This is a genomic window from Kocuria sp. HSID16901, from assembly GCF_003989425.1.
GTDB classification, from domain to species: Bacteria; Actinomycetota; Actinomycetes; order Actinomycetales; family Micrococcaceae; genus Rothia; species Rothia massiliensis.
Window position 1 is genome coordinate 1 of the sequence record NZ_RBLM01000016.1, and the last position, 1,493, is coordinate 1,493.

The 1,493-nt window shown below is 57.0% G+C and carries 2 protein-coding genes; both read left to right on the forward strand.

Annotated features, from left to right (window positions below):
* Positions 1–291, forward strand: a 291-nt coding sequence (locus D8M21_RS11330; protein WP_161970386.1) for a hypothetical protein, incomplete at its 5' end; no start/stop codon positions are given.
* A gap of 185 nt (positions 292–476) precedes the next feature.
* On the forward strand, positions 477–1,295 hold the full coding sequence (locus tag D8M21_RS11200) for a phage major capsid protein (RefSeq protein WP_048678774.1): 819 nt from the start codon (positions 477–479) through the stop codon (positions 1,293–1,295).
* The last annotated feature ends 198 nt before the right edge of the window (positions 1,296–1,493 follow it).

Consider the following 1,493-nt stretch of genomic DNA (forward strand, 5'->3'; position numbering starts at 1 on the left):
GCTGCCAACGCCCGCGTGGAAACTCTACAAACCACCGAGGTTGAACGCCTGGCCGCAGAAGCAGGGATCGTCAAACCCGCCGCGATCTGGTTGTCCGGGATGAGCCTGGAATCCGTGCGCGACGAAAACGGCAACATCAATATTGAGACAGCCAAAGAACATATTCAAGCCGCCCAAGAGAACCTGGGACTCAGCGTAAAAAAGGCTATCCCACCCTTCCCAGATCAACACCCAAACAATAATCAGTCGAGTGGTGACCATAATGACTGGGAAGAAAGCTTCCGCTTGTGACCGCCTGATACAATAAAACCTGGGTCGACAATCAATACCCGTGGTACGAATTGTCGACCCAGGTACCCCCTGGCGGGGAACACGAATTACCAGCGGTAACCGTGCAAGAAAACAAACGTTTCATGTGCGGTGCCGCTCCTTTTCTCTTTAACGGCTCCGCAACACAATTCAAGGAGTCAAACATTATGGTGCAACTTACCACCAACGGCCCCAAGGCCCTCTATCCCGATGCCACGTTCACCCCGGCAGATATCGTCCCCGACGCGCTGATCAACCAGATCACCACGCCCACGGTACCTATCGAAGGCGACCAGCCAGTCGTACGCATCCCGTACGTCACCGAAGACCCCACGGTCGGATTCGTGCCCGAAGGTACCGAAATCCCGGCCTCGGATACCCAGCTCTCCGAGCTGCTGGTTTCAACCCGCAAACTAGCGGTACTGCAACCCATCTCCCGAGAAGCCGTCTCTTACGCCGGTACCGAGTCGATCATCTCCAATTCCATGCGCCGGGCCGTGACCATCAAAGCGGACAACGCACTGCTGAACAACCCGGACAATCCCACCGGGCTACTGAACATCACTGGCATTACCGATGCCGGAGCGATGAACGCAGCAGACCTCGACGTACTCTCCGATGCGATCACGACCATTGAGACCCACGGTGCCACCACCACCAATATCGTGATGGACCCGGCCAGCTGGGGCGCACTGCGTAACCTCAAGACCGGCAAAGACTCGGCACAGCTGCTACTCGGCAACCCGGCAGAACAGACCAGCAAGCAACTGTTCGGCATCCCGGTGACCGTCTCGAACCTCATGCCCACCGGGACGATTCTGGCGCTGGATAAGAACGATATTCTCTCCTCGCTGGGAGATATTCAAGTCGCCAAGTCCACCGACGCAGCGTTCACCAGGGACCAGGTTCTCTACCGTGTGATGTGGCGGTTCGGGTTCGCGCCCATCCATCCCGAACGCATCGCCAAGATCACGCTGACCGTCTAACACGAAACAGCGCATGGATAGCCCCGATCACCGACATGGTGGTCGGGGCCTTTCGTGTACCACAACACAACGCATAAACATTCGGCACATGCATAAATACCCAGGGGGTTACCCCTCCCGGCCCCCTACTTCACCCCTACGGGTTTACGAAGATCCGCCCAGAAGGTTTTCTACCGTGTCTCACGTGTGTGACGTGAG

What these genes read in the sequence shown, in the direction of transcription:
- D8M21_RS11200 (WP_048678774.1), top strand. Translation starts at nt 477, where the DNA reads ATGGTGCAACTTACCACCAACGGCCCCAAGGCCCTCTATCCCGATGCC.